At 34.7% G+C, this 20,740-nt stretch carries 19 protein-coding genes and 1 tRNA gene; 7 read left to right on the top strand and 13 right to left on the bottom strand.

Annotated elements, in window-relative coordinates:
- Positions 1-51: 51 nt before the first annotated feature.
- Positions 52-483: a DoxX family protein gene (locus ES677_RS10070; RefSeq protein ID WP_148369537.1), complete on the top strand. Its 432-nt coding sequence runs from the start codon at positions 52-54 to the stop codon at positions 481-483.
- Between the two features lie 1,183 nt (positions 484-1,666).
- Here the strand turns inward: ES677_RS10070 and ES677_RS10065 are convergent.
- The 11 genes from ES677_RS10065 to ES677_RS10015 form a co-directional block, all read right to left on the bottom strand.
- Positions 1,667-2,464 (bottom strand): EcsC family protein, encoded by a 798-nt coding sequence (locus tag ES677_RS10065; RefSeq protein ID WP_148381165.1) that lies wholly within the window; start codon positions 2,462-2,464, stop codon positions 1,667-1,669.
- 34 nt (positions 2,465-2,498) lie between these two features.
- Positions 2,499-3,200 carry a porin family protein gene (locus tag ES677_RS10060; protein ID WP_148381164.1) on the bottom strand — a complete coding sequence of 234 codons (702 nt, stop codon included), beginning with the start codon at positions 3,198-3,200 and terminating at the stop codon, positions 2,499-2,501.
- A gap of 83 nt (positions 3,201-3,283) precedes the next feature.
- Entirely contained in the window at positions 3,284-3,769 is a 486-nt protein-coding gene (locus ES677_RS10055) for an ExbD/TolR family protein (RefSeq protein WP_148381163.1), read from the bottom strand.
- Between the two features lie 13 nt (positions 3,770-3,782).
- Positions 3,783-4,415 carry an ExbD/TolR family protein gene (locus ES677_RS10050; protein WP_148369533.1) on the bottom strand — a complete coding sequence of 211 codons (633 nt, stop codon included), beginning with the start codon at positions 4,413-4,415 and terminating at the stop codon, positions 3,783-3,785.
- A gap of 2 nt (positions 4,416-4,417) precedes the next feature.
- A complete protein-coding gene (locus tag ES677_RS10045; protein ID WP_148369532.1) occupies positions 4,418-4,858 on the bottom strand; it encodes a hypothetical protein in 441 nt (146 codons plus the stop codon).
- A 27-nt stretch (positions 4,859-4,885) separates the two neighbouring features.
- Entirely contained in the window at positions 4,886-5,659 is a 774-nt protein-coding gene (locus ES677_RS10040; RefSeq protein WP_148369531.1) for a MotA/TolQ/ExbB proton channel family protein, read from the bottom strand.
- Between the two features lie 103 nt (positions 5,660-5,762).
- Positions 5,763-5,850 (bottom strand) — tRNA-Ser (locus ES677_RS10035).
- 73 nt (positions 5,851-5,923) lie between these two features.
- Positions 5,924-6,955: an asparaginase gene (locus tag ES677_RS10030; protein ID WP_148381162.1), complete on the bottom strand. Its 1,032-nt coding sequence runs from the start codon at positions 6,953-6,955 to the stop codon at positions 5,924-5,926.
- A 2-nt stretch (positions 6,956-6,957) separates the two neighbouring features.
- Positions 6,958-7,725: a TatD family hydrolase gene (locus tag ES677_RS10025; RefSeq protein ID WP_148369529.1), complete on the bottom strand. Its 768-nt coding sequence runs from the start codon at positions 7,723-7,725 to the stop codon at positions 6,958-6,960.
- A gap of 63 nt (positions 7,726-7,788) precedes the next feature.
- Positions 7,789-8,526, bottom strand: a complete 738-nt coding sequence (locus tag ES677_RS10020) for a hypothetical protein (protein WP_148381161.1) — start codon at positions 8,524-8,526, stop codon at positions 7,789-7,791.
- Between the two features lies 1 nt (position 8,527).
- Positions 8,528-9,112 carry an RNA polymerase sigma factor gene (locus ES677_RS10015; RefSeq protein ID WP_148369527.1) on the bottom strand — a complete coding sequence of 195 codons (585 nt, stop codon included), beginning with the start codon at positions 9,110-9,112 and terminating at the stop codon, positions 8,528-8,530.
- Positions 9,113-9,262: 150 nt separating this feature from the next.
- Between ES677_RS10015 and ES677_RS10010 the strand changes: the two genes are divergently transcribed.
- The 6 genes from ES677_RS10010 to ES677_RS09985 all read left to right on the top strand — a co-directional run bounded on the left by ES677_RS10010 (position 9,263) and on the right by ES677_RS09985 (position 16,717).
- Positions 9,263-9,703, top strand: a complete 441-nt coding sequence (locus ES677_RS10010) for a hypothetical protein (RefSeq protein WP_148369526.1) — start codon at positions 9,263-9,265, stop codon at positions 9,701-9,703.
- Positions 9,704-9,785: 82 nt separating this feature from the next.
- Entirely contained in the window at positions 9,786-10,766 is a 981-nt protein-coding gene (locus ES677_RS10005; RefSeq protein ID WP_148381160.1) for a hypothetical protein, read from the top strand.
- 223 nt (positions 10,767-10,989) lie between these two features.
- The gene (locus ES677_RS10000; protein ID WP_148381159.1) at positions 10,990-12,954 is read left to right on the top strand and encodes a DUF7849 domain-containing protein; all 1,965 of its coding nucleotides are present in this window, start codon (positions 10,990-10,992) and stop codon (positions 12,952-12,954) included.
- A gap of 50 nt (positions 12,955-13,004) precedes the next feature.
- Positions 13,005-15,605 carry a CHAT domain-containing protein gene (locus ES677_RS09995; protein ID WP_148381158.1) on the top strand — a complete coding sequence of 867 codons (2,601 nt, stop codon included), beginning with the start codon at positions 13,005-13,007 and terminating at the stop codon, positions 15,603-15,605.
- Entirely contained in the window at positions 15,574-16,026 is a 453-nt protein-coding gene (locus ES677_RS09990; protein WP_148381157.1) for a retropepsin-like aspartic protease family protein, read from the top strand. Before ES677_RS09995 ends, ES677_RS09990 begins: the two co-directional genes overlap by 32 nt.
- Before the next feature lie 49 nt (positions 16,027-16,075).
- Positions 16,076-16,717, top strand: coding sequence for a response regulator transcription factor (locus ES677_RS09985; RefSeq protein ID WP_148369521.1), 642 nt, complete (start codon positions 16,076-16,078; stop codon positions 16,715-16,717).
- A gap of 781 nt (positions 16,718-17,498) precedes the next feature.
- On the opposite strand, the gene ES677_RS09980 is transcribed toward ES677_RS09985, so the two are convergent.
- Positions 17,499-18,323, bottom strand: a complete 825-nt coding sequence (locus tag ES677_RS09980; protein WP_148369520.1) for an OmpA/MotB family protein — start codon at positions 18,321-18,323, stop codon at positions 17,499-17,501.
- 140 nt (positions 18,324-18,463) lie between these two features.
- Positions 18,464-20,731, bottom strand: coding sequence for an inorganic phosphate transporter (locus ES677_RS09975; RefSeq protein WP_148381156.1), 2,268 nt, complete (start codon positions 20,729-20,731; stop codon positions 18,464-18,466).
- Between the last annotated feature and the right edge of the window lie 9 nt (positions 20,732-20,740).

Raw genomic sequence — 20,740 nt, 5'->3', positions numbered from 1 at the left:
TATTTTGCTTAAAATTATCTGTAACTATAAACGTAACTTAAAAGCTATAAAATGATCGTAAACACCTCTAAAACTCAAAACACCTTTAGGATTTTAATGGGCTTGGCTATGCTTTTTGCAGGTATTGCTCATCTCACCTTTAAACGCATAGAGTTTCAAGCGCAAGTGCCAACATGGTTATCTACCGAAGAAGGGTTTGTCGATTTTATTGTTTTAGCCTCTGGGGTAGTAGAAATTATTTTTGGAGCTCTGATGGTTTGGGGAGGAAAGATAAAAGTGTTCACTGGTATTGCTTTAGCCCTCTTTTATGTTTTAGTTTTTCCTGGAAATATTAGTCAGTACACTAACGGTTTCGATTCTTTTGGTTTAAATACCGACGCTAAACGACTAACGCGTCTATTTTTTCAGCCGGTACTTATTCTTTGGTCATTGTGGGCTTCTGGCGGATTAAAATACATAATGAGCAGAAGAAGTAATCATTAACTATTGTAATTAGTCACTTTATCTCAATTGCTAATAGTTTTAAAATCACTGTTCATATTTCTGGTACTTAACTTCCCTCGGCGCAATACAGAAATACTCTAGACTTAAAATATTTTCGGTATACGTAAAACGATAAGTATACTCAGATTTTTTTCAAAGTAAAGACATAAAAACCGATTAGTTCTATGATTATGTTACTGTATAACCACTGTTTGTAGTTATAGACATACCGCCTACCATTCCATTTAGAGACAACTTGCCGTTGCTATTAAAGTAATAATCTTATAGCTAAATACAATGGAAACGTCAGCCATATCGGTTAGAAATTCGATTAATTTCCTATCTCCAACTAATGCAGGTTCTATAGGCGGCTATTCGTCATTATTATTGCAAACAAAAACCATTACGCATAAGAAGATTAAAAAAAATGACTGTTTAATACTGTGCTTACCCTAAAATACGATTTTGTATAAAGCCTTAAATAGATACTTTATAAAATTAACCGATTTAAATAGTAAATAAGTCTAATTACTACTCATTGGTCCCTATAAAATGCTGTGAGGTGTTTCTATTTTCTCTATGAAGTGTTCGATATTATCGTGACGGCACCACGCTGTACGATCTAAATTTATATCGTGTACTATTGAACCATTATTGTAAATATGTATCACTCTTTGTTTACCGAAAAGGGATCTTGTTTTTTAGAAAACCAACAAGTAATGTTTTTATAATGGTAGGTAATAGTCTTTTCGTTATTATTCGCTAGATTTATTGTTTTAATCACTAAACACTGGGTAGAATCGACAAAGGTAATTTCGAAAACTTCGCCTTTACTATATTTTTTAATAGTCGATGAATAAACCAAGTAATTATACCTCCTGCCATTAAAACGGAAAAAATGACGGTATTTTCGAAGAGAAATACTAAAATGGTGTTTACTCGTGTCGCTCTTCCAGCTACTATAAATAAAAGTATAGCAATCCAACTAGATAAAAACAGGACGATAAACAGCACGCTGTACTTTATAAAAATAGTAAAATAATTAAGATGTGATGTTGTTTTTTCTACTTGATACCTGTGGTCCATAATTATACTACTAAATTTCTAATAAAGTATAAATCTAATAAAAAATTAATAGTTGGTCTCTGCAATAAAGCATTGTGTAAAAAAGAGGCCTATTATATTATACCTTGATGCTTTTATAACACGCTTTAACTAACTCTTGGCCGTAGAGGCGTTCTTGTTTTCTCACTATAAAATGACCTTTTGCCATATCTTGAAAATGATCCATAAATACCGTATTAATTATAGCACCACCTGCAGCACCAATAAACGGAATAGCTTGCCCGGCCATTTTCTCTGATATTTGTATTGAAAAGCGTTCTGCCACTTTCGTTACTAAACGCAATATTAAGGGAGCGCCTTCATCAACCACTCCTTTTTCTAAAATAAATTTTGAGGTTTCCGATACCGATTGACCCAATAATGCCCGAATTGTAAAATATCCTGTTTCGGTACCATCATCGGAAGTAGAAGTTCCTCCTAATGCAAAAACTTCTAAGCACGCCATTTTTGTTTCGATACTGTTAACCGATTCCCCGTATTCCCTAGAAATATCAGCAATAGAACGTAACATAATAGTCGTCGAAATTGGCAACTCAATAGCCAATGCGGCAAGTCCGAAAAAACCACCTACACCACCACTTACGGCAACAGCTGTTTTATGAATTCTATTAGAAGACTTTTTTGCCGATTTGTTTTTCATAGTAAAAATAGCAGCATCGGCAGCCTTCAATAACGAGTTTGTGGTAATGTCGCCTAATTTATCAGTCCACTTTTTTGGAAGACTATCTATTCCTTTTTCTATAGGAGAGCCAATAAAATTGGTAATTTTTGCCGCTAAACCTGGGTTTTCAAGGAGCCGTTTTGCCACCATTAACTCCGTAATATCTACTTCCGAAATACTAAGTTTTGCTTCCATAATTATCTTTTGGTGTTTATTTGATGCCTATCTACTACAAGATATAAAAGATCAAACCAATTTTAATAGCATTCATGTCTATAGTGTCTCCTTTAAGTTTTGCTGAAGCATTAAAAATAGGGTTTAAAGCGTAGTAGATATAGAAATTCCAAGTATTGTAACCGGCGCTCATCGTTAATCCGTATTGAAACTCATTGAATACATCCTTATTATTTAGTGATATATTAGTGGGTTCCCCTTTAAATTTTGTTTGATTGGCAAATACATACCCGAATTTCACTCCGGTATACACCCGCCAGAACTTATACTCTCTGGATGTTGATGTACGCCAACGGTACTCTAAAGGCAGTTCTAACATATAACTCGAGAACTTATTCTTAGTATAACTAGTTTCTGAGCGATCTAAGACTGAGAACATTGTGCCTCTTGTTGTCTCGGTAATTAAAAGGTTTTGGTTAAAAGAATTAATAGAAACACCCAAACCAACACCAATGGCACTGTTGCGTCTTTTGTTGATAGGGATATCTTTTATAAATCCGAAATGATATCCGCTAGAAAAGCCACTCTGAGAGATTCCTGAGGGCTGCTTACCTAATAGATTATAGGTTACCCCAATATAAAATTGATCTTCCTTATATAAAGAATCCGCGATTTGTTCTCTTAAAAAAACATCTTCTTGAGCGTACACTTGTATTCCGAACAGAAGGCATAGCGCTAAGGGGAAAAAATATCTCATAAACCTAAAAGTACAAAAGTAAATAAAAAGAAAAGGCGTTTTGATTACATCAAAACGCCTTTTACTATAAAATTAAGATTGTTTTAATTTTGTGCATTTGCAACGGCATCACCCTTACGAGTGGTATAGTTAATTTTTAATGCATTTACTTTACGCAATTCTTGTTTAACATCAGAAACTAAACCCATATTAGCTTCTCTATCTACTTTTAAAGCAATAGTTAACTTAGGTAATAATTCTTCTCTTAATGCGGCGCGCTCAGCAGCTATAAAAGGTGCTATATCCTCTATCCCTGCATACTTATCATTTAACTGTATTCTTGCTTCAGATCCATATTTATCGATATAGTTTGCACTAGGCTTTCCAATATAAATATAGCTAACTGGATTCTTTTTATCCAATTTTTCTACTTGATCGGCTGAAGGTAATTTATTTTCAATCAATAAATTATCTTCTTTAATAACCGTAGCTACCATAAAGAAAAACAAAAGCATAAATACAATATCTGGTAACGATGCTGTTGAAATTGGAGGTAACCCTCCATCTTGTTTCTTTTTAAATTTAGACATAATTACTTTTTATCTAATTAGACTTTGTTTCTGCTTCAGAGAACTTTTGTGGAATTAGTATTTTGATCGTTTCTAACTGATCTTTTAACCTATCCTGTTCCGCTTGCGGCGTTTGAGGATCTAAATAACGATCGTTTGCTTCAACATAAGACATTTGTAAAGCAGGGAATTCCCTTTTAAACTCTCTGTCCCTTAAAGTGTTATAGGCGGCGATTATTTCATTTTGTACGGCTATATACGTTTTGTATTTAGTAAGCCTATCATTACTTAATGATATAATTGCTTTATCGAAATTATCTGATGATTTTGGGTTCTGTCCTCCTTGACAGCGCTTACAAGCATCGTCCCCAGTTCCTCCTCCATTATCTAAAAACTTAACAGCTGCTGCTCTTAAATCTCCAAGATTGATAAGTCGTTCTTCACCATCAGACTTTAAAAAGATCTGATTAGTTCTATTAACGTTTATCTGAAAGATGTTTCTCTCTTTAATTTTTGGTGGATCCGTTATATCAACTATAGGAGGTAACTTTCTATTTAACCCCGAATCGGTTGCTATATCTGTTGTCACCAAAAAGAAAATTAATAATAAGAAGGCAATGTCAGCCATAGAGCCGGCATTAACTTCTGGTGCTGATCTTTTTGCCATAATTATTTAATCATTTTATTGATTCCTGTTATCAACATAGTACCTGCTGCAATTACAGCTAAAAAGTAGAACATATACAAACCAGTATCTACCCATTTAGCGCCAGATGCCGATAACATTTTTCCGTCTTGCATTGGTGTTTCTACTCCCGAAGCAGTAAAGTAGGCGATTAATCCTACAACTAGAAAAGCACCTACTCCTATTAACGCGTTTTTTAAGGTTGCAGTATTAGCAAATAAATTAACTACGACAAACAACAGTACTAAAGCTAAGGTTATCCCTAATATTATGTAGGCTATCCAAGTCATTGGTTCTAATAAAGAGGTATCTCCATTGGCAGCCAATTCTTTTACTTCTTCATCTCCTGCTCCTACAATTCTTGCTAAAAAAACCATAGATAAAACACCTATAATTAATAAAACTATTTTTAAAATCTTATGCATAGTATTCGTTTTTAAAATTAGTTAATATTACTTTTTATATCTCACAAGCATATCCATTAATGTAATAGAAGAATCTTCCATATCATTAACAATACTATCTACTTTTGCAATAATATAATTGTAAAATACTTGTAGAATAATAGCTACAATTAAACCAAATACGGTTGTTAAAAGTGCAACTTTGATACCTCCTGCAACTAAAGCGGCATCCATACCACCTGCAGATTGAATTTTATCGAAGGCTTGAATCATACCAATTACCGTACCCATAAATCCAAGCATTGGAGCTAGGGCGATAAATAAAGAGATCCAAGAAATGTTCTTTTCTAATTGTCCCATTTGCACACCACCGTAAGCAATTACTGCTTTCTCTGCAGATTCGAGACTTTCGTCTGCGCGATCTAACCCTTGGTAATAGATGGAGGCAATAGGCCCTTTAGTGTTACGACAAACTTCCTTAGCAGCTTCAATTCCACCAGATTGTAATGCGTCTTCTACATTTTTAGCTAATTTCTTAGAGTTTGTTGTAGAAAGGTTTAAAAATACAATTCTTTCGATAGCGATTGCTAAACCTAGAATTAAACACAATAATACAATTCCCATAAACTGAGGTCCACCTTCGATAAAACGTTTTTTAAGCTCTTGGTGAAAACCTAACGACTCTTCTGCCGCGCCATCTGTCGATGCTTCTTGTGTTGTTGAGACTACTGTTGTTGCTATTGTGGCAGCAGTTGTAGTTGCGTTAGCTGTTCCAAATGCCATTATTAAAGTTATGGCTAGGATTGAAAATAATCTTTTCATTGTCGTGATCTTAATTTTAATTAGTTAAAGTGTTAAAGATATAAAAAAAATGTAATTAAAAAATAAAAAAACCAATTACAACCGTGTAATCGGGCTTATTTCGCAGAGAGAAAGGGATTCGAACCCTCGATACGCTATAAACGCATACACGCTTTCCAAGCGTGCGCCTTAAGCCACTCGGCCACCTCTCTAAAGTTTACCGATAATTACAAGGCACCAAAATAAGAGAAAAATAATTAAAGACTAAAATTTTGAGAGTTAATTTTACGTCAATTCTCCTCTTAATGCTGTTTGATATATGGTTTTGAACAAGTTAGGCGACACATTTTGCCCTAACAAATACATTAATTTACATATTGCGGCCTCCGTAGTAATGTCTTTTCCCGAAATTAAACCTATTCTTTTTAGCTTTTCGCTAGTTTCGTACTGCCCCATCATCACACTTCCTCCAGAACATTGCGTTACATTTATAATATGTATACCTTTATTTACAGCGTCTCTTAATAAGCTAACAAACCAATCTTCAGTAGAGCAATTTCCTGCACCGTACGTTTCTAAAACGACACCTTTTAGACCTGGCGTATCAAATATAGAACGTAATAATACTTCAGATATTCCTGGAAATAATTTTATTAAAGCAATATTTGAGTCTAATTTTTTATGAACGATAAGGTCTTTTCTGGCATTCGGTTTAAATAAATATTCCTGATTTACTTTTAAATGCACCCCAGATTCGGCTAAATCAGGGTAATTTAAAGAGGCAAACGCTTCAAAATGCTCGGCGTTAATTTTCGTCGTTCTGTTGGCGCGATATAATTTGTATTCAAAATACAAGCACACTTCTTTTATCACTGGTTTATTGTAATGCTTAAGTGCCGCCACTTGAATAGAGGTGATTAAATTCTCTTTAGCATCGGTACGTAAATCACCAATGGGCAACTGTGATCCCGTAAAAATAACTGGTTTGGCTAAATGCTCTAACATAAAACTCAATGCTGAAGCCGTGTAACTCATTGTATCGCTACCGTGAAGCACCACAAATCCATCAAAAGACTCGTATTGCTCTTCTATAACCTCAGCGATTTCTACCCAATATTCGGGTTTCATATTACTAGAATCTATGGGCTGGTCAAACGACGTGGTTTCAATGTTACACTCTAATAATTTCAATTCTGGAATACGCACTAATAAATTATCGAAATCGAAAGCGCGTAAGGCACCAGTTTCCGGATCTTTCATCATACCAATGGTACCACCGGTATATATAAGAAGTATATTAGGTATTGCTTTTGTCATAATTAAATGCCGAAAATGGCTTTTGAGTTTGCAGTTGTTATTGCTGCGATGTCTTCTTGAGATATATTGTAAATCTCCGATAATTTTTCGAGAACTTTTACAATATAACTACTTTCATTTCTTTTTCCTCGGAAAGGATGCGGTGCCAAATACGGCGCATCGGTTTCTAAAACAATATGTTGCAAATCGATTGTACTTAAAAACTGATCGATTTTACCATTTTTGAAGGTTGCCACTCCCCCTATTCCTAATTTAAGGTTATAAGAAATCGCTAGTTTTGCGTGTTCTATTGTCCCCGTAAAACAATGAAATATTCCAAACAAGTCGTCGCTTTTCTCTTCTTCTAACACTTCGAAAACGGCATCGAAAGCCTCACGGCAATGTATTACGATGGGCAATTTATGCTTTTTAGCCAATTGAATTTGATATTTAAACGCTTCTTTTTGAATCGCCAACGTGTCTTTGTCCCAATACAAATCTATGCCAATTTCTCCAACTGCATAAAATTTATGATTGTCGAGCATCTCTTCAACGTGGGCTAATTCTTCATTATAGTTATCTTTTACGTGTGTTGGGTGTAAGCCCGACATTAAAAACACGTGTTCCGGATAGTCTTTTTCAAGTCGAAGCATCGCTGCTGTATACGTAGAATCGATAGCAGGAATAAATAAACGTGTTACATTAGCATCCAGTGTGCGCTGCATCATTTCGTCTCTATCTTCATCGAAAGCTTCACTATATAAATGGGTGTGTGTATCTGTAATTATCATTTTGTAAAAATAAAAAAGTCAGGGATTAAACACTGACTTTTTCTAGGGTATTTTAAGTTAAACTTACTCTAATTTATTTAGTAATTTCTGAGCTTGCTCGTAATCGTCGGCCTCTTCATTAATTTGTTTTAATAAACTTTGGGTGACCTCTGTCTTACCTTGTTTTAAGTTGCTTAAAGCGTGATACCACAGGGCCCTGTTTTTATAAACCGATTCGCTTTTTGAAATAGCTATCAGCAGTGCATCGGCAGTTTCAAAACGATTTAATTCGATATTAGTAATAGCATAATACAATTGTAATTGCCTGTTTTCGCTATCGGTTTTTAAAAGACGCTCTAAAATGGTATTGGCTTTAGAAAACTCGCGATTATTAAAAGCTTTGGTAACCTCAACAAGATCGCGAACACTTCCTCCACGAACAGTTAAATCTATTGTTTCGTGCGTATTAAAATCTTTGTACGTTGGCGTTTTTAACTGCTTAAACAAAAACAGTCCTATTAACACAACAACACTTGCCGCTATAGCCAATCGAGCAATATTGAAACGTTTACGAGAGGCTTTCGGTTGTTCCGTTTGTATCGTATTAAAATGCGCTTCTGAGATGTGCATTAAGTTGCGTTTAAAGTCAGAACTTTCTTCATCTAAAGTTTGTTCCAAATATCCTGAAAGCTCTTTATATGTTATAAAACTATGTTTAAAAGCAGTATCGATTGCTAAGCGGTTTTCAAAAGCGAGCACATCACTAGCAGACAGGTCTCTTTGTAAGTAGTTTTCGAATAAAATATAGTCTTTTTCTTCCATTTTAATAGTTGTTAAGCTGATTAAATTTAGGCGACTCTTGTACTAACTTGGTAAGTTTACCAATGCACAGCGATTTCTTTTTCCGAGCGTAGGCATAAGTAATTTTTAAACTTTTTGCCACCTCTTCCATCGATTTAATTTTAAAAGTTGCTTTTAGTAAATCTTTACAAGCATCGCCCAACTTTTGAAACATTGCGTTAAACAATTCTTGTTTTTCACCAAATACTGTAGTTTCGAAAGCTAGCGTGAAAGCGTCGTCATCTTTAGATAAGACTTCTTCATTAATTGTTACCTCCTTATTAGTCTTCTTTTTTAATTCATTTAACCATTTACGTTTACATAAGAGAAAGAAATAGGCATCGAAAGGACAAGTTAATTCCAACCCTTTCTGTTTTGCTTGATTATAAATGGTAACCAATACTTCTTGAACGACATCTTTTGCTTGGGTAGCGTTACCGCTATTCTGTTTGATGTAATTTATCACTTTAGGCACAAACGTATCGTAAATAGCTTGTATAATAAAACTATTATTTTGAAGTAATCCGTGAATATACTTCTGGTCTTCGTGTATTTTTTTATCACCCATTAACCCCTATATATTGGTTGGTTTCTAACGAATTTAAAAAAACTTTTAAATAAATGGGTAACAAATTCAAAATGCTTTTGATATAAGGTTGTAAAAGCCAAAATGGCAAAACTATTAAATCAATTATTAACTCTTTAATATTTAGAAATCATGAGAAAATCAATTTTAATTATCGCAGCCCTAGTTTTTGGATTATTAACAGCAAACGCTACAACACCAAATTCAACGCCTACAACTTTTAACAATTCAGACCTTATAAAGGACGACATCGTAAAAATTTATAACTGGTCGGTTACAACAACAGTAGGCCAATTTTCTGGAACCGCTTCAACTTTAACCTCAGCAGAACGCCGAGTGCAATTAGCAAGTAACGGCCTAATCGTTTTAGAACATATAATTACTAGCTATTTCGTAGTAGGAAGCGATATAAACAAACCAGAAAACAGATTGTATTTCTGGGAAGTACAAAGTGAAAACGGTCGTGCGAAAGGATTTTCGACTAGCGAAGCATCAGCCCATAGAATGATCAACTTAGTATCAAGCGGAGATGTTGTTTACTATAAAATAGTTGCTAGCTCAGAAATAAAATAATAAGACATTCTGGATGCTTCTCACCAGGTATCCAGTTTATAATTCCATAAAAACAGATTACTCATTTTAAACCTTAGAAATTATGAAACAATTTAAACACCTATTTACAACGTTATCAATTACGGCGTTAACACTTATTACCAGTTGCACAAGTAAAGATGATAACCCCGATTATTTTGCAGGAATCCCCGCTCCAACCTCAGCAGAGTTTGATGCCATTAGACAGAGCGCTATGGAAGATAATACGCAACATTTTCAGTTTGATGCCAGCGACGGATTCGTGACTTTAACCTCTAGCAATGGTGTAGAAATCTCACTAAATACGTCATGCCTATCTCAAAACGGAAACCCCGTTACCGGCCCAATCGATTTAGAGTATGTAGAAATTTTTGAAAAAGCAAATATGCTTGTTACCAACAAACCTACGATGGGAAGATTACCAAATGGCGACAAAACTCTAATTATTACTGGTGGAGAATTCTTTCTAGAAGCGACTAATAACGGACTTCCATTGGACGCAAACTGTGGGTTAAGCCTATTAGTGCCGTCTGCTTTAACTGGCGGCTTTGATCCAGCAATGACACTTTGGAATGGCGAAATTGATACCGATGGCAACTTAACTTGGGATCAAATAGAACCTGGCACAAACGATGGTGTTTTTGATGAGATGGGTGAATACTACGCCGTTTTGCAAGGTTTTGGATGGAGCAATATTGATCGCTTTTATAGCGACCCAAGACCAAAGACTCAAATACTAGTAAAAGCGCCACAAGGTTTTAATTTTGGTAATAGCGCGGTATATTTATCTTACGATGGCGAAGATTCTGGTTTAGCTAGTTTGGATACTTACGACAATACTTTTCAAGCATTTAGCGAACATTACGGACAAATCCCTATTGGTTTAGAGTGCCATATTATTTTTATTACCACGGAAGATGGCCTTTGGAAATATGCTATAAAACCTGTTACAATTGCTAACGACGATATCATCACTTTCACACTAGATGATCTTGTTATTGGAGATGACAACGCTTTACAAGGAGATATTAATGTGCTACCATGATTAAATTCCTACTTAAAAAAAGTCAGAAACTTCGGTTTTTGGCTTTTTTGTTTTTAGCAGTTTTGCTTTCAGGATAAGAGACTTACTTTCAGTAAGGTTATAAAACCCTCTTTTAAAGTGATTGCGCTTTGCTTTTTTCATCCTAAAAAAGATTCATAAACTATTTAAATAATCACTCTCATAGTTTTTGCTATATTTATAAAGCTATTAATATCAGAAAATTATGAAAACGCTCTCTTTTACCGTCGCTTTTTTTATGTCGTTAGTTACACTTGCCCAAACAGCAGATACACCTTTAGATACCACTCGAGGCCTATCTGAAATTAATTACAGTAAAATAAATAATACGGTACAATTTAGTCCCAAAGCACCACAATTAATACAAACAGCAGGCGCACCGAAAGCCTTTTACACGCATTTCTGGGAATTTGGGGACGGACAATATAGTAAGGAAGAACTACCAAAACACACCTATAAAAACGCTAAAGAATACAACGTTCACTTATGGACAACCAATATGTATTCCTCGGGAAAACCACCCACTGCACGTCCTAAAAAAATAAGAATTGACACAGCAACAGATAGCTCCACAGACAACAGCAGCGCTACTTTAGACACAAGTTTAGATTTAGTACGCAATCGCGAACCTATGCCAGAGGAAGATATTGTTGTCGTAATGCGTTATAAAAACACCAAAGATTACGAAACAAACGGCACACTTTATTTGTATTATAATGAAACAGCGTTTACAGCAGATAATTTTGAAGTATTGGATGCTCGTTTTTACAACAACGAGGAAGACGTCAGCGACACAGAATTAGTTATGGTAAATAGTATTACTACAAACGACTATTTTTACGCGAGCAACACACAAGAACCTCTAGAATTTAAAACGATAGCTCAAGATTCTACCGAAAAATTAAACCTGCCGTTAACGTTAGCAGAATCTGAAACTAAATACCGCGCTTCAAAAACGATTGCTTTTAAAAATATGAAACCTAATGAAGAGCGCAATTTGTTTTACACCCTAAAAACAACGCCCGAAATGATAAAGGACACGAGCGCAATTGTAACCATTCGCGGGGTGTATGTTCCAGACGATAATTACCAAAACCACAAAGTAAAGGAAATGGAAATGGAGATTGTAACGTCTCACGATCCCAATAAAATGTCATCTAACGCTACCTTTTTAAATTACCGACTGGTGCGTTATAAAACACCAAAATTCAAAATAAAATTTCAAAATAATGGCGAAGGTCCGGCCACAACAATTAGGTTAGAAACCGATATCCCAGAGATGTTAGATAAATCTAGTATTACCGTAGAAGATATGTACCCCAAGTGTAAAATTTGCCCAAAAGAGGAAGTTCAGTACAGTTGTTTAGACACCACTTACACCGCCACGCAAGCCATTTTTACGTTTAAAAACATTTATTTACCAGGAAGCGAACAAAAAAATGTAAAAGATTACGATTCTACAAAAGGTTTTGTAAAGTATAACATAAAGTTTAGCGACGATTTTCATAAGAAAAAAACCAAGTCTAGAACGGCGATTATTTTCGATAAAAACGACCCGATTATCACCAATTATTCTACCACGCGTTTTTTACCGGGCATTTCTATTGGAGCAAAAGCGGGTTATAACTCATTCAGCGATTTAAAAAACTCTAAAAGTTATTTTATTGGCGCCACGGTTTCCCCTTACAAATCGTACCGATGGTATTGGCAGGTGGAATTATTAAACAGTTTTCATTCTTACAATGGCACTAAAACAATACGCGAAGAATTTGTAGATTCTCCCGCCGGTTTTATAGCGCTTGAACGCACCACAACAGAAAGCTCTTACGATAATATCGATTGGGAAATTCCAGTTTTAGCCCGTTACAATGTTAATAATTATATTGGTTTGGGCGCTGGACTGCAAGGCACTTTTTCGGTTAGCCAGCAAAAAACAGAACGCATTACCATCCAGCAATACGAAGGTGAGCAGACGGATTCAAACCTTCTTATCAATCAATCGGTCACGGAAAATGATACAAAAAATAATTTTGCAAATTTTAGAACGGGCTTTTTAATTGAAGCTACTGCCGGATTTGCGCGCATTGGTCCCACAGCTGGCGTGCGTTATGTATTTAACTTTAAAGACGCTTATGATTACTTACAATTTTACGCCTTATGGAAATTTTAATATTAGAATCCATTCTCCTGCCTAAATAAAATACCAAAACCCTTTTGCTGATGAAGTCCCTCTTACTTGTTTTCTATTTTATCATTAGCGGAAGTCTCTATTCTCAGACGATAGAAGATCGCATTTATAGCGCTACTGCAGTTTTTAACACGCAACAAACTACGGAAGCCTTAGCAACTTTAAACGTTGAAATTAGTGCTTTTGAAGCTGAATTACAGTCTAAAGACGATTATCTAGCCTTTGTTAACCTTCTCATTAATAAAGCCTATTACCTAGAACAAAACCAAAGTTATCAATCGGCTATTTCTACTTACGAAGACGCTTGGAGCTTGTATAAAAAGGAAAAAATAAATACTATTTTTCAATACGATATCATCGAGAATTGCTTAATTAATTTGGGCGTATTATATCACAAAACAAATAATTACACCAATGCTGAAAACACGATTAAATATTATATCGCATTAGCCAAAAAGCAAAATAATACACAGCAACAAGCTATTGGCGCGGTAAATTTGGCCAACTTATATCAAAAACTAGGTAAACACACTTTAGCCATAGAAGTCGCTAATAACGGATTGAAAATCGCGGCACCAAACTCACGAGAATATCAAAGGCTTAAACAAATTAAAGCGAATAGCAGTATAACTTTAAAAGGAAACAAAATAGCTATTGGCACCTCTAAAAACAAAGCCTCTAATATAGGTTTCCATTTTAAAAATGAGCAACTAGCCTATACCACTGCTATGCAGCACAAAGATTACGAAACGGCACTATACCTCTTTAAATCTTTAATGCACTATTGGCAGAACGATTTAACTTCAGCTCGAGAACTAGCGAAATTAAAACACGAGGAAGCAAAGCTATACACTTTATTAAACCAAAATGAAGAAGCTAAAAACGCCTTACAACTAGGGGTATCCCTTTTACTTCCTAAATACGACAAGAACAGCCTCCCAAAAACAAACCACCTGTATCCAGAAAACACCTTTATTGAAATCTTCGATGCCTTAGCCGCCTTACAAGACACCCCTGAAATGGCATTGCAATATTACGATTTGAGTTTTTATGTTTCTAATTTACTCAATGCCCAGATTACGTCGCAAGAGGCCAATATGGTAGAAATAGCAGCCAATAGAATACGTAGTGAAAAATGTATCGCTTTATTATATCAGCTTGAATCTAAAAGCGCAAATACAAGTTATACCACACGCGCTTTTCAATATGCCGAAAACAGTAAAGCGTCTATATTAAAAGAAAATCACTCGAAAAAAGAGTTGCTAAAAGCACACCCTAGCGATACTTTATTAATTGAAGAACAGTGGCTATTAAAAACACAAGAGCAATTAACAAACCGGCTTATTAGAACGCCTTATCAGCGAACGCAGACAGAAAACCTTTCAGAAGTTAGAGACTCTTTAAACAGTATTAATATTGCATTGAGAACAGCTCAAAAAATAATTCAAACGCGTTATAATTTTTCAGTCAATGACCGTATTAACATTCCTGTTTTAAAACAAAGACTTTTGGTAGATGACGCGGCTTTAGTCGCTTATTTTTATGGTAAAGAAAACATCTATCAGTTTATATTCACGGATAACACCACAACTCTAAACGCTATTAATTTAAATAATAAAACAAAGGAATCCCTACGGGGGTTTATTACTTTATTTAACGATGCATCGGTTATAAATAATGATGTTTCAGACTATCGTGCTCAAGCATTTTCAGTGTACAAAAGGCTTCAATTAGCCCCCCTTCAGCATAATAAAAATATCGTTATTATTCCCGACGGCTTACTTAATTTTATTCCTTTTGAAGCCTTACTCACAAAACATACAGAAACATCTAATTATAGCAAAATGCCATTTATGGTAAGGCAACACACTATCGTTTATAATTCGAGTGTTTACTTTTTTTTAAAAAACAAAAAGCACGAATCGGGAGATCATTTACTCGGTGTATTCCCTGTATTTGAAGGCACTACCAACGCGTTAAAATACACGATTAATGAGGCTAAAAGCATAGAGCAAGAGGTAGATGCTAAATTTTTAATGTACCATTCGGCAACAAAACAAAGTTTTTTAGATTACGCCTCTCAGTATAATATTTTACATCTTTCCACCCACGCTAGTAGTGGCGATTTTATTGTGCCCGCTCATATTGAGTTTTCAGATGAAACCCTATACCTAAACGAACTATACGCGTTAAACATTTCGCCAAAATTAGTCGTTTTAAGCGCTTGCGAAACGGGTATTGGCAAATTGACTAAAGGTGAAGGTCCTATGAGCTTGGCAAGAGGATTTAATTATGCTGGCGCGGAGACTATATTGTTTTCACTATGGCAAATTAGCGATGCTTCAACGGCGAAAATTATGGAATTATTTTATAATGATTATGGAAAAACTAGTTCGGCTTCTCACGCAAATCACCGTTCAAAAATTGCTTATTTAGAGGATAAAAACATCAGTAATATAAAAAAATCGCCTTATTACTGGAGCGCTTTCGTATTTTATGGCAGCATAGAACCGCTTCGAGATAATAACATAAATTATGGTGTTATTACTATTATTTCAATTCTGTTTGTAGTACTTTTACTGCGTTTATTTAAGCAATGGTATGAAAAACGATCTCAAAGAATTTCTTCTTAATAAAGGATACACAAAAACAAAATTAAGACTTACTCAAACGAATCATTTTGAAATAAAAGCCTCTATTAACGGTGTTAAAGGGCTTTTTATTCTAGACACTGGCGCATCGAGTAGCTGTATAGGCTTTGACGATGCTACGCTTTTTAAATTAAAAGTAAAAGCATCAGATGTAAAAGCTGCAGGTGCCGGCGCTACAAATATGCTCACTAGAATATCGAAAAAAAATACGATTAAAATAGGTAAATGGGAGACGGAGAAAGTGACTTTAATCTTATTCGATTTGGTGCATGTAAACACCGCATTAACCACTCATAATGCACAAGCTGTAAACGGAATTATTGGCGCCGATATTTTAAACAAAGCCAAAGCTATTATCGATTATGACAAAAAATACTTATATCTAAAACCTAAAAAAGCATAATAATTTTCTTACTTTTATAAGTATACGCTACTAACTACTAACTTCCCTTATGAGTGCTACTATTGTAATTGCAGACGACCACCCCTTAATGTTAAGAGGTTTAAGCGACTTTATATCTTCTAAAGGCTATACTATTTTGGGTAAAGCTGAAGATGGTAGAACCGCCTATAATTTAATAGTAAAGCACGATCCCGATATTGCCATTTTAGACATACGAATGCCTTACTTAACAGGTTTGGAAGTGGCTTACGAGTGTAAGAAAAACAATTTAAGAACAAAAGTGATACTGATTACTTTTGATAATGAAGAGCACTTGTACGATAAAGCAAAGGAATATAACGTTTACGGCTATATCTTAAAAGAGTTTGCTATTGAAGAGATTGAAACGTGTATAGAGCATACTAAGCGTGGCGAACCTTATTTTAGTGAAGAAATTGCCTCGTATCTTAATTCCAAAATAACATACACCGATAAGAGTCTAATTGCACTTCTTACAAAATCTGAATTAAAAATTGTGAAGCTACTATCGTCCAGTCTGTCGAGTAATGAAATTGCAGAACATTTAAACTGTTCGGTGAGAACGGTTGAAAAACATAGAAGTAACATTGTTAAAAAACTGAAACTCCAAAAATCTCACAATGCTTTAATGATCTGGTCTACCCTAAACAAAGAACTTTTAGAGACCGTATAAGCAACATCTTAGTAAGGTGTTTCTTTATATTACGTAATTATACGTATTTCATATCTTATAAATTCACCATACATTTACAGTGCTATTAATGCTTTTTTTAGGGAAAAATCAACTAATCCTCTGCAATTCTATTCTAGTGTTGCGGAGTTTTTTTTTGCTTTTATTCTTCACCCCAAAACAAAATTTACGTAGTTCTACGTATTTCATTTTAGCAAAAAAGAGTATACCTTTACTGTGCTATTAATCAACAGTATTGAAAGAATAAATAACCCAACAGAGCTCTGCAGTGTTTCACTACAGGGCTTTTTTATGTTCTACAGATTAAGTAGTTGTACGTATTTCATTTAAGACTTAAAGAACTTACATTTATAGTGCTATTAATCACTATTTCAATAACCAACATAAAAAGCTCTAGCGCGTATCAGCTTTAGCCTTTTACAACTAAAACTTATTAAGAACCAGAGTTTTACGTAATTACTCGTATTGTAAAGAACTATTACTTTTAGTATTTTTGTAATGCTATTAATCTACAAGACCTCAATTACTTAGGTTTTAAATTAAAGTAAACTCTAAATTTAAAAATGAGTTTTCACTTTAAAACTTTTTATTATGGAAAATATGGAAACAAACAAATGGTTTATTCTCGGTATCATGATATTCGCTACAGTTGTTATTATCATTAATATTTTTACACTTATCTTTTAAGATCTTATATAAAAAAAGTGTAGCCCTGTTAAATGACTACACTTTTTTAAAAATATACTGCTGTTCTTGTCTCTTCTTACTCCATTAAGGCAAAAAACTTATTGATATTTGGAAGAATAACAACACGAGTTCTTCTGTTCTTAGACCTGTTATCGTTTGAGTCATTTTCAAATAACGGTTTATAACTACTTCTTCCCGCTGCTATTAATTTTTCTGGCGCAACATTGTATTGGTTTTGTAATTTTCTTACTACAGACGTAGCACGTAGCACGCTTAAATCCCAGTTATCTGCAATCTGTGGCGTACTAATAGATCTTGCATCTGTGTGTCCTTCTACCATAACCTCTAAGCTTGGCTCAGAGTTTATTACATCGGCTAATTTTTGTAAAATGTTGTTCGCTTTGTTACTTACGCGGTAACTCCCAGTATTAAACAATAATTTATCTGAAATAGAAATCATAACAACAGTTTCATCAATACTAATAGAAATATCGTCGTCTTCATTTAAATCGCTGGTATCTAAATTCTTTCTCAAGTTATAAGACACCGCTAAATTCATAGAATCTTGTAAGGTTTTAGCGTCGTTTAAAAGACTTGGATCTACCTTTTTTAAGGTTTCTCTCATTTTTCTTTTGGTGACGTTAGATATCACAGCCACATCTCCAACAGCATCAAACTTTACATCGTTATCCTCTTTTAACTCGGTTATCTTGCTATTGTATTCGTCCACTCTCATTTGAATGATACCAAATTTCGCTTCTAAATCTTCGTTTTCTACTCTTACTTTTGTTAACTCACTTTTAATTTCTCCGTTTTCTTGTTGTAGGGCCACGTATTTCTTTTTTGAAACACATGAGCTTAATACAACTACAAACAGTAATAAAATTGACGCTTTCTTCATATCTAAATTTAGGTTTTATATTTAGTGTAGATACGAGCCTAGAAATGTTACAGACGTCTTGTACCCTCGTTTTATAATAATTTTAACAAAAAAAGGCTTCCTAAACAGGAAGCCTTTTTTTCTAGTATTAAACAATAAGTCTACTCTTCGCCTACTTTTGCTGGCTCTATATTACTATCGAAAGAATTGTAATATTCTTCTAATAAATTCATTAAAGCATTTAATAAATCTTTAGTTTCTAATAACAAACTAAAGTATAATGTTGTGTTTTTAGGACTTGATTCTTCAGAACGTGTACGCTCTACTTGTTTCTGTATTTTCTCTTTTACCAAATCGTACAACTCTGCTTTATTCGCTAAAATACTTCCAATCTTATAAAAGGAATGCGTATCGAAAGCATCTTTAGTTTCTCTGAATAGCACTTCTAATTGTCCATCAATTTCTTTCAATTCTTTAATCTGACTAAATTTTAGCTTTTTATGATTGTTATTGATGTGTTTATGACTCACTTTAGAAATGTATTCTAACGACTGGGTAACATCTTGTAAATAGCCTAAGATATTAATATAAAAGTTACTGGCCCCAACACTAGAATCGTCTAAGTTTTTAATGAAGTAGAAAATATTATCTCTTAAATCATCTATTTCATCCGACAGCTTATTAACTTGTTTTTTATTCTTTTTAAGAGATGACAGGTCTTGTTTTGCTAAGCCTTCAATAGCATTGGTATAAATTTTATTACCACGCTTTAATACATTCGCAATATTTTTTGCACTTTCGTGAATAACACCTTGCACCGAACTGCTTTCTGCTTTGGTTAAGCTGTCTTCCGCTTTAATAGCCGAACTCGATTTTTTATGTGAGATGTAGTTTCTTGCTAAAAGCAAGACTGCTAATAACAATAATATTGGTATCATCACTTCATTCCAGCTTATTAACGCCGCTAAAATAGCTGCCGCTGTAAAGGCACTAAAGGCGGTAAAGAACCACCCCCCAATAACGTTTAATACACCGGCAACGCGATACACTGCGCTTTCGCTTCCCCACGCTCTATCGGCTAAAGACGTACCCATCGCTACCATAAAAGTAACGTAGGTGGTAGATAAAGGTAGTTTATAAGACGTTGCTATAGAAATTAATACGCCAGCCACCATTAAGTTTACAGACGCTCTAATTGCATCGAAAGCAGGTAACTCATATTCTTTATTTTTGGCTACGGTAATAACTGGCTTTTCAAATTTTAAATCAATTTTATCCTGCACTGATTTCGGAATCATCAAATTTAAACCATAACCAATACCCTGTGTACCTCTCACTACAATTCTAGATAGTAAGTTGGGCTGAAATTTCTCTGCGCCTTCCCCTTGTCTTGATAAACTAATTTCGGTTTCGGCAACCGTTCTTGCTTTTTTAGACAACCACAGCGTAAGTACCATAATAGCACCTGCAATGAATAGTAATAACGGCTCTGCTGGTACTTTCTCGGCTAAAACTTCCATTGAAAAAGACGACGCTTCAACCCCTGAAGCTGACCACGCTTCGTACGAATGCCATGCCGCCATTGGTACTCCAATAAAGTTTACTAAATCGTTTCCTGAGAATGCTAAAGCAAGACCAAATGTACCGACTATAATTACTATTGGTAAAATGTTTCTTTTTAGAAACCTCATATATAAGTATGAAAATAATGTCCAAAACAGAAAGCTTATTAACATTATAACAGCCTCGTTACCTTCTAGCAAACCACTTATATTATCGTAAAAAGGAGTTCCTTTTAATCCTTTTAAGAAGATAAAGTAAGTAATTGCTGTAAGCGCTAACCCTCCAAAAAAGGCACCAATATTTTTTATTCTCTTTTCGAAATGAAAAGTAAAAACTAATCGCGATACGTATTGCACCAATGCACCCACACTAAAGGCTATGACCACCGACATTAAAATTCCGGATATAATGAGCAATGCCTGATCTGAATTAATATACTTACCAAGATTTGTAAAGGTTTCGCTATCGTTTGCACTAATTTTTATTAAGGCAACTGCTACAGAAGCTCCCAATAGCTCGAATACTATAGACACTGTTGTAGAGGTTGGCAAACCTAATGTATTGAAAAAGTCGAGTAGTAGAATATCGGTAATCATTACGGCCATAAAAATAACCATGATTTCGTTAAACATAAACTCGCTGGGATTAAAAATCCCTTTTCTTGCGACTTCCATCATTCCGCTTGAGAACACGGCTCCAATAAAAATCCCCAAACTAGCCACAATCATAATAGTTCTGTACGACACCGCCTTTGAACCAATGGCAGAGTTTAAGAAATTAACAGCATCATTACTCACTCCAACAACCAAATCGGCTGCTGCAAGAATAGCAAGTGCTGCAATCATTAATAAATAAATAGTATCCATAATTTAGTT

The organism is Bizionia gelidisalsuginis (assembly GCF_008086185.1).
GTDB lineage: Bacteria > Bacteroidota > Bacteroidia > Flavobacteriales > Flavobacteriaceae > Bizionia > Bizionia saleffrena.
This window is presented reverse-complemented; position numbering and strand designations above follow the sequence as displayed.